Source organism: Methylotuvimicrobium sp., assembly GCF_050611805.1.
Classification (GTDB): domain Bacteria; phylum Pseudomonadota; class Gammaproteobacteria; order Methylococcales; family Methylomonadaceae; genus Methylotuvimicrobium.
Genome location: NZ_JBNGHF010000090.1, coordinates 1 through 9,384, shown reverse-complemented (window position 1 = coordinate 9,384; position 9,384 = coordinate 1). Strand labels below are relative to the sequence as shown.

Genomic DNA, 9,384 nt, shown 5'->3' with positions numbered 1-9,384 from the left:
AACCGCTAACCGCTAACCGCTAACCGCTAACCGCTAACCGCTAACCGCTAACCGCAAATTAAATCTCCCAACTTGCAATAACTTTAGTCAATTACTCATTGGAATATAAGGAAATTTGTCTCGATTTATAGCAATTCAAGACATCAAGTCATTAAATTTACAGAAAAAATGATGACTTTTCGGCAATATGGATGTTCAAATTCCTGTGATATAATCGCACTTTAGCTAAATCGTATCGATGCTTCCATTCCTCTTCATGAATTTAAAGACTTTTACGCGCCTTTTTATACTGTTTCTGGTTGTTTCCCAAGCGGTTAAAGGCGACGATGGATTTGTGGTCGATAATATTCAGGTCAATGGCTTGCAGCGAATTTCTGCGGGGACCGTCTACAATTATCTTCCGGTCAATGTTGGCGAGTTTTTATCGGAGGATCGAATTCCTGACGCGGTTAGGGCCTTATTTAAAACCGGCTTTTTCAAGGATGTTTCGCTGGCGAGGGAAGGTTCGACGCTGATCGTCAATGTTACGGAGCGGCCATCGATCGCTAAAATTATTTTCGAAGGCAATAAGGATATTAGCTCCGAAGACTTACTCAAGGCCTTGAATAATATTGGGCTTGCCGAGGGTAAGGTCTTCAATCAACAAATGCTCGAGAAGGTTGAGCAAGAATTGAGCCGCCAGTATTTTAGTCACGGTAAATACGGCCTTAAAATCGATACCGAAGTCTCTCCTTTGACCCGCAACCGCGTGGGTATTCGCATCAATATTTCCGAAGGCCGAGTAGCGAAAATCAAGGAAATCAATATTGTCGGCAACCGATCCTTCGATAACGACGATTTGCTCGATAATTTCGAATTGAGCACGGGCAATTTATTGTCGTTTTATACGAAAGACGATCAATATTCTAAACAAAAATTATCGGCGGATCTCGAGCGCTTGCGCTCCTATTATCTCGATCGCGGCTATATCAATTTTTCGATCGAATCGACGCAAGTGGCGATTACCCCCGATAAAAAAGAAATCTATATCACCGTCAACGTCAAGGAAGGCGAGGTGTTTATGTTGGAGCAAGTCAAAGTCGCCGGTAATCTCATTATCGATCCCGAAGAAGTGGTTAAATTGGTGCAAGTGGGTCCGGGCGAAATTTTTTCTCGGAAGAACGCGACCGAAACCTCGAAAGCGATTTCCGATCGCTTGGGCGATGAAGGTTATGTGTTTGCGAATGTCAACATGGTGCCTGAAATTAACGATGTCGATAAAACGGTTGCGATGACTTTTTATGTCGATCCGGGTAAGCGTGTCTATGTCAACCGCATCAATTTCAAAGGAAACACCAAGACGCGTGATGAAGTGCTGCGCCGAGAAATGCGCCAAATGGAGTCGAGTTGGGCGTCGACAAGCAAGATCGAGCGGTCGAAGGTGCGTCTCGAGCGTTTGGGATATTTTGAAGAGGTGAATGTCGAAACACCGCCCGTTACAGGCACTGCCGACCAGATCGATGTCAATTATTCGGTCACCGAAAGGCCGGCCGGTAATTTGACGGCCGGTATCGGTTTTTCGCAAGTGCAAGGTATTATCGTTAATGCCAACGTATCTCAGGATAATGTTTTCGGTTCCGGTAAGCGGCTTAACTTAGCGTTTAACAACAGCGATATTTCGACCAATTATCGCTTCGGTTTTTACAACCCTTACTTTACCTTGGATGGCGTTAGTCTCGGCTACGATATCGGTTACCGGACCACCGACGCGCAGCAGGCGAACATCTCCAGCTATTTGACCGACGTGGCGAATGCCGGGGCCAATTTCGGCATTCCGCTCAGCGAATTCAACCGGCTCAATTTCAATATCGATTTGAGGCATACCAAGCTCAAGTCGACGTCTTTCTCTGCGAATGAAGTCAAAAATTTCATAGATCCGGGCTGCGTTGAGAGAAAGGACTGTAAGGATAGCGATAGCGAGTCCTACCTTACGCTTTCGCCGTCGATCGGTTGGACCTACGACACGCTGAACCGCGCGATTTTTCCGACCGACGGCGGCCAGTACCGACTATCCGCGTTAGGCACGGTGCCGGGCAGCGATTTGGAATATTACAAAGTCAGCTATAAACAGCAGCAATATTTTCCGATCGCTAAGGATTTAACGTTTAGTTTAAGTGCCGAATTGGCTTACGGCGACGGCTACGGCAAGACCGACGACTTACCGTTTTTCGAGCATTATTTTGCCGGCGGCGTGCGTTCGGTGCGCGGCTTTAACGACAACACCTTGGGTCCGAGAGACTCGCAAGGACGACCATTCGGTGGATCTACCAAAGTAACCGGCAGCGCCGAAGTGTTTTTTCCGATTCCGTTCATGAAGGATCTCAAGTCGGTTCGGCTCGGCACCTTTCTCGATGTGGGTACGGTTTCCGACAGCCCTAGCAATATCGGAGAAGATATGCGTTACTCGGTCGGCATATCCGGCGAATGGTTGTCGCCGTTCGGCGCGATCGCGGTCAGTGCCGGTAAACCACTGAATGTTCAAGAAGACGATGACGAAAGAATCTTCCAGTTCTCTTTCGGTTCCGGATTTTAACTCTGCTTTAACATTTGCCGTACATAAGACATTGAATATTAAGGTAATAAAAATGTTATAGCACTACAAAGCCATTTTTGGCGCGTTTTTTAATTCTTATGCTTCAATAATTTAGACCGTAGGTACTACATTTGTTAAGGCTGGGTTAACAGAAGTATATTTTTGGTTTAAGCGGGTTATCACCTATAATTTGGCGGTTACATCGCAGGTTTGTCCGTTTATGGACACTATTTTTAATTTAAATTACGAGTTCGATAATGAAAAATAAATTTGTTTTATTTTTGGGTTTACTGTTGAGCGCCAATATGGCTTGGGCGGATTTGAAAATCGGTTTTGTCAATATTCCGGCAGTTTTGGAAAAGGCGCCTCAGGCTGAAAAAGCCAAAAAACGTTTGGAGCAAGAATTTTCTCCGAGGGACAAGCAGCTTGTCGCTCAGCAAAACGATATCAAGAATCTTGAGGAAAGATTGAACAGGGATGCAGCGGTCATGGGCGATTCCGAAAGAAGAAATCTGGAAAAAGACATTCTTAATAAACAACGCGAATTTAAAAGAAGCCAGCAAGAGTTCAGTGAAGATTTCAATATTCGCCGCAATGAAGAACTGGGCAAATTACAGCGCAAAATTGTCGAAGCGATCCGCGAATTGGCCAAGAGTCAAAGTTTCGATTTATTGCTGACCGAAGGGGTTATTTATGCGAGCGAAACGGTCGATGTCACCAATCAAATTCAGCAAAAACTGTCCGCAATGCCTGATTAATTCAGGTGTTATGAAAGCAAAAGGCTAAAGTTGCCGGAATCACCTATCAACCAATAATAACACTTTATCATTCATGTCTATCAAGCTAGATATTTTACAAATTCAAGAGTTTTTACCGCATCGCTATCCCTTTTTATTGGTCGATAAAGTGGTCGAATGTGAACCCGGCGTCAGATTGTTGGCCGTTAAAAACGTGACTTACAATGAACCCTTTTTTCAAGGGCATTTTCCGCATTTGCCCATAATGCCCGGTGTGCTGATTTTGGAAGCGTTGGCGCAAGCGACCGGTTTGTTGGCGTCGGAAACAGATCCTAATTTGGGAAAAGGTATGACTTATTATTTGGTGGGTATCGATAATGCTAGATTCAAGAGACCGGTGAGTCCCGGCGACCAATTGATGCTGGAAGCCAAATTCGTTAAAAGTAAACGCAATATTTGGTCGTTCGATTGCCGAGCCGAAGTGGAAGGCGAATTCGTGGCCAGTGCCAACATTATGTGTGCCGCAGCGGTGAATTGATTTTGATAGATTCAAGAGCAGTTATTAACGAGCGCGCCCAATTAGCCGATGATGTCACTGTCGGCCCGTTCTCGATCATAGGCCCGGATGTCACGATTGGAGCCGGTACGGTCATAGGGCCTCATGTCGTCATCAACGGGCCGACCAGTATAGGCAAGGATAATCGGATTTATCAATTTTCCTCGATAGGCGAAGATCCTCAAGATAAAAAATATGCTTCCGAGGTAACTCGGCTTGAAATAGGCGATAGGAATGTCATTCGAGAATTCGTGACGATGCATAGAGGGACATTGCAAGACCGCAGCTTAACGCAGATCGGCTCCGATAATCTGTTTATGGCTTATACCCATGTCGCACACGATTGCGTGATCGGCGATCATGTAATTATGGCCAACGGCGCATCGCTGGCTGGCCATGTGCATTTATGCGATCACGCAATACTAGGCGGTTTTACGCTGGTTCATCAATTTACCCAAATTGGACAATACAGTTTTTCGGCGATGGGTAGCGCGATTACGCAGGATATACCGCCTTTCGTGATGGTCGGCGGTCGTCCAACGCGCCCGCATGGCATCAATTCGGTAGGTATGGAACGCAATGGCGTGTCGCCGGAAGCCGTTCGGCAAATCAGAAAGGCCTATAAAATTCTTTATAAAATGAACCTAAAGCTCGAGGATGCGATCGAGGAAATGGAAGGCATGGCTGGCGATAGCGACGAGTTGTCGACCATGGTCAGTTTCCTGAGGAACGTGACTCGGGGCATTCTACGATAACGTTCAAGAAGGCATAGCCATCGCCCCGGCAAATGAAAGTTCTCTGGTTGAGAGGGTGCGGTCACTCGCCCGACAGGACGCCGTGAATACGTCCATGTAGGCTCGACGGCGGCGACTGATTGCCATGGATGGCATGAATGCAGATTTTGCAGGAGCAAAAATCTGCCCTGCCGCCGACGCCTGCCGGTCGAGCAACCGCACCCTCTCCGGAACCGGGATTGCCAGAACGGAGATTTGTATATCGAAAAATCAGATAATGAGTCTAAATCTACGAACTTTCACAGTAATTATGCAAAGAGTTGCCGGAGTCGACGAAGTCGGTCGAGGATGTCTAGCCGGTGCCGTATTTGCGGCGGCTGTCGTTTTAGACCCGAATAAGCCGATTGCTGGTTTGAAGGATTCGAAGAAGATTTCCGAAAAGCAACGTGAAGCACTGGCGTTGACTATTAAGCGGGATGCGCTATGTTGGGCCGTGGCGCGGGCGGAACCGAGCGAGATCGATCGCATCAATATTCTGCACGCGGCGCTGTTGGCGATGGCAAGAGCAATCGCCATGATCGATCCGGTTCCCGATTGGATTATCGTTGACGGCAATCGTTACCCCCCGATCGATTTACCAGGAGAGGCCATGGTCAAAGCCGATTCGAAGGTGCCGGCCGTTTCCGCGGCTTCAATCTTGGCCAAGGTCGCTAGAGACAGAGAAATGCTGTTTTTGGAGCGGCTTTATCCGGGCTATGGTTTCAATTTGCATAAAGGCTATCCGACCCCGCTGCATCGGCAACAATTAATGCAGTTTGGTATTACGCCGTTTCACAGAAAATCTTTCGCTCCGGTAAAGGCCTTGATTAAATAATTTTAGTCTCGCGCAGGGGCGCGGAGATTAAGTTATAGCTATCACACTCAAATTTCAGCATTAGCTTATAGATGCTGTTAAAGAACCTAAATGGGCTTATTCACCCGGCTCCGAAATAAGGTATAAAATCTATTTTCGCGTTATTAAGTTCATGGCTAGCAGAGCTTAAGCTCCCTCAAATCTCCGCGCCTCTGCGCCGCGCGATAATACCCCATCCACATGCAACCTTCATTCGTTCATCTTAGACTTCATACCGAATTTTCACTGGTTGACGGCATTGTTCGAATCAAGCCGCTGATTAAAGCCTTGGCCGACATGAACATGCCGGCCGTCGCAGTCACCGAACAATCCAATCTTTTTTCGTTGGTCAAGTTCTACCGAGCAGCACTTGGGCAAGGGATAAAACCCGTTTCCGGCGCCGATGTGCACATCTTCAATCCAGACGATCCATCATCGCCTTATTGTTTAACGCTGTTGGTTAAAAACCTTAATGGTTATACGACGCTGACCGAATTGATTTCAAAGTCTTATCAGGAAGGTCAGCATCAAGGCGTGCCTATGGTTCAGCGCGAATGGATCGCCGACAATCATAATGGGCTGATCGCCTTATCAGGAGCCATGAGCGGCGATATTGGCAGGGCCTTGTTAGCGGAAAATGTCGACGAGGCCAAACGGTTAGCCGAGGGATGGAGTCATTTATTCGAAGATTCCTTTTATCTCGAGTTGCAACGTGTCGGTAAAGCCGAGGAAGAACGCTATGTGGCGGCGGCTGTCGATTTAGCTCAACAAATGGATTTGCCGGTCGTCGCGACTAATGATGTCCGGTTTATTCGTCCGGAGGATTTCGATGCGCATGAAGTCAGGGTGTGTATTCATCAAGGGCGGGTTTTGGATGACAATCGGCGGCCGAAAGATTATACCAATCAGCAATATCTGCGTAGCAGTGAAGAAATGCAGGAGCTGTTCGCCGATATTCCCGAAGCCTTGGAAAATTCGGTCGAAATCGCCAAGCGATGTAATCTGGAGTTGACCCTCGGCGAAAATTATTTACCCGACTTTCCGGTTCCGGAAGGTATGACAATCGATGATTATCTAATCGAAGTGTCCCGCCAGGGGCTCGAAGAACGCTTTCAACAACATTCGGCTTTCGGCTCAGGTAGCGAAGAAGAAAACCGCCGGGTTTATCACGACAGGCTCGAGACCGAGCTGAAAGTGATTACGCAGATGGGGTTTCCGGGCTACTTTCTGATCGTTGCCGACTTCATCCAATGGGCCAAGAACAACGCGATTCCGGTTGGGCCGGGCAGGGGTTCGGGCGCGGGCTCGCTGGTCGCCTATGTCTTGAAAATCACCGACCTCGATCCGATCGAATTCGACTTATTATTCGAACGCTTCTTGAATCCGGAGCGGGTTTCGATGCCCGACTTCGACGTCGATTTTTGCATGGACCGGCGCGATGAAGTCATCGACTATGTTGCGCGGCATTATGGTCGCGACCATGTTGCGCAGATCATTACCTATGGTTCGATGGCGGCAAAAGCGGTAGTGCGCGATGTTGGCCGGGTGCTTGGCTTTTCCTACGGCTTCGTCGACCGCTTGGCGAAACTGATTCCGTTCGAAATCGGCATGACGCTCATCAAGGCGCTGCAGGATAGCCCCGATCTCAAACAGTTGTACGAGAACGAAGAGGAGGTCAAAACGCTGATCGACATGGCGAAATCGCTCGAGGGGATTTCGCGTAATGCCGGTAAACATGCCGGGGGGGTAGTAATTTCGCCGACCAAGTTGACCGATTTTACGCCGCTTTATTGCGAGCAGGGCGGCGGCAATTTGGTCACGCAATTCGACAAGGACGATGTCGAGGCGGTCGGTCTGGTCAAGTTCGACTTTTTGGGGCTTCGGACGCTGACGATCATCGATTGGGCGCTCGAGACGATCAATCGAAAAAAGCAGCAAATAGGCGAAGCTATCGTCGATATTAGCACGATTCCGCGCGACGATTCGGCCTCCTATGAACTATTGAAGAAAGCGCAGACGACCGCGGTATTCCAGTTAGAGTCGCGCGGCATGAAAGAGTTGATCAAAAAGCTCAAACCCGATTGTTTCGACGATATCATCGCCTTGGTGGCTTTGTTTCGGCCCGGTCCGCTCGAGTCTGGCATGGTCGACGATTACATCAACGTCAAGCACGGTGCAAAAGCCGAATATGCCCATCCCATGTTGGAACCGATTCTTAAATCGACCAACGGCGTTATTCTGTATCAAGAGCAGGTCATGCAGATCGCTCGTGAACTGGCCGGCTATACCCTCGGTGGTGCGGACATGCTGCGTCGCGCGATGGGTAAGAAAAAACCCGAGGAGATGGCCAAACAGCGCGAAATTTTCACGCAAGGCGCGGTTGCGAATAACATCGAGGAAAGCGTCGCGACGTATATCTTTGACTTGATGGAAAAATTCGCCGGCTACGGTTTCAACAAATCGCATTCGGCAGCCTATGCCTTGGTCGCTTATCAAACCGCCTGGCTGAAGGCGCATTATCCTGCCGAGTTTATGGCGGCGGTGCTGTCTTCCGATATGGACAATACCGATAAAGTCGTGGTGTTGATTGAAGAATGCCGCGAAATGAAATTGGCGATTTGCCCGCCCGATCTCAACGAATCGAATTATCGTTTCACGGTCAACGACAAAGGTCAAATCGTGTATGGAATCGGTGCAATCAAAGGGGTCGGCGAATCCGCGATCGAGGATTTATTAAAAGAGCGCGAAGCAAACGGATCTTTTGCAGGGCTGTACGATTTATGCAAGCGCGTCGATTTGAGGAAGGTCAATCGTCGTGTGCTTGAAGCATTGATTAGGGCGGGTGCGTTCGATCGGATCGATGCCAATCGAGCGGCGCATTTGGCGGAATTGCCAATTGCATTACGGGTGGCCGAACAGTACGGCAAGATGGCCCAAACCGGACAAAACGACTTGTTCGGATTAGGCATGCCCGATGAGGACGATAAGATACAGGAGGACGTCTATACGACTCAAGCCGAGCCTTGGACCGAATCGGAGCGATTGGCCGCGGAAAAGCAGACCCTAGGCTTGTTCTTAACCGGACATCCGATTACGCAATACGAATCGGAATTAAAGCATATCGTGCATGGCAAGATTGCTAAGATCTTGGGTGATGTCGAGCGCACGCGAGGAAAAATGGAGGCACGCACCGCAGGATTAGTCGTGGAATTACGGACGCGGCAAAATAAAAACGGCAAAACGATGGGGTTTGCGACCTTGGATGATCGGTCCGGCCGTCTTGAATTGGCAATCTTCGGCGATAGTTACGAAAGATACCGCGATTTATTGTCTAAGGATGCGTTGCTGGTCGCAGAGGGCGGTGTTGCGATTGACGATTTTAGCGGCATGCTGAGGTTGACGGTCGATAAACTATACAGTATCGAAGACGCACGTAATCAATATGCCCGATGTCTTGCATTGCAGTGGGCGAATACCGATGAAGAGAGCGATGCGAGGTCGTTCGTTGATAAGCTCGATGAGACGTTGCAACCGTTCAAAGGCGGCTCTTGCCCTATTGTACTTGCTTATCGTTCCGCAACAGCCAAGTCATCGCTACAATTCGGCGATAAATGGCGCGTGCATCCTTCGGATGAATTAGTCTTGCGGTTGAAGCGTTTGCTGGGGGCGGAGGCTGTTGAGGTTAGATATCGGTGAAAGGTGAAAGGGGCGTCTTTTCCTGGATGTTTGGGGATTATACTGGAAATCGTTCAGGTCCATTGACGGTTGGGCCTGGTGCCTTCATGCGCTAATGCTGAAATTTAGTAACTATTCAGTCCCCCGGCAATTATCGTTCCCTCGCTCTGCGTGGGAACGCCTGAGTACCGCTCCAGCGGTACGAGACGCTAGAGCGT

General features: G+C 48.7%; 6 protein-coding genes. All 6 read left to right on the top strand.

Annotated features, from left to right (window positions below; translation table 11 throughout):
* Window positions 1–256: 256 nt before the first annotated feature.
* The 6 genes from bamA (at window position 257) to dnaE (ending at window position 9,187) form a co-directional block, all read left to right on the top strand.
* A complete protein-coding gene (gene bamA, locus ACRJJO_RS21390) occupies window positions 257–2,572 on the top strand; it encodes an outer membrane protein assembly factor BamA (RefSeq protein ID WP_431067585.1) in 2,316 nt (771 codons plus the stop codon).
* A gap of 257 nt (window positions 2,573–2,829) precedes the next feature.
* Entirely contained in the window at window positions 2,830–3,330 is a 501-nt protein-coding gene (locus ACRJJO_RS21385; protein WP_404360065.1) for an OmpH family outer membrane protein, read from the top strand.
* A 73-nt stretch (window positions 3,331–3,403) separates the two neighbouring features.
* Window positions 3,404–3,847, top strand: coding sequence for a 3-hydroxyacyl-ACP dehydratase FabZ (gene fabZ, locus ACRJJO_RS21380; protein ID WP_014149549.1), 444 nt, complete (start codon window positions 3,404–3,406; stop codon window positions 3,845–3,847).
* A gap of 2 nt (window positions 3,848–3,849) precedes the next feature.
* Window positions 3,850–4,620 (top strand): acyl-ACP--UDP-N-acetylglucosamine O-acyltransferase, encoded by a 771-nt coding sequence (gene lpxA, locus ACRJJO_RS21375; protein WP_341326080.1) that lies wholly within the window; start codon window positions 3,850–3,852, stop codon window positions 4,618–4,620.
* A 286-nt stretch (window positions 4,621–4,906) separates the two neighbouring features.
* Window positions 4,907–5,473, top strand: a complete 567-nt coding sequence (rnhB, locus tag ACRJJO_RS21370) for a ribonuclease HII (protein ID WP_431067586.1) — start codon at window positions 4,907–4,909, stop codon at window positions 5,471–5,473.
* Between the two features lie 219 nt (window positions 5,474–5,692).
* A complete protein-coding gene (dnaE, locus tag ACRJJO_RS21365) occupies window positions 5,693–9,187 on the top strand; it encodes a DNA polymerase III subunit alpha (RefSeq protein ID WP_431067584.1) in 3,495 nt (1,164 codons plus the stop codon).
* Window positions 9,188–9,384 lie beyond the last annotated feature (197 nt).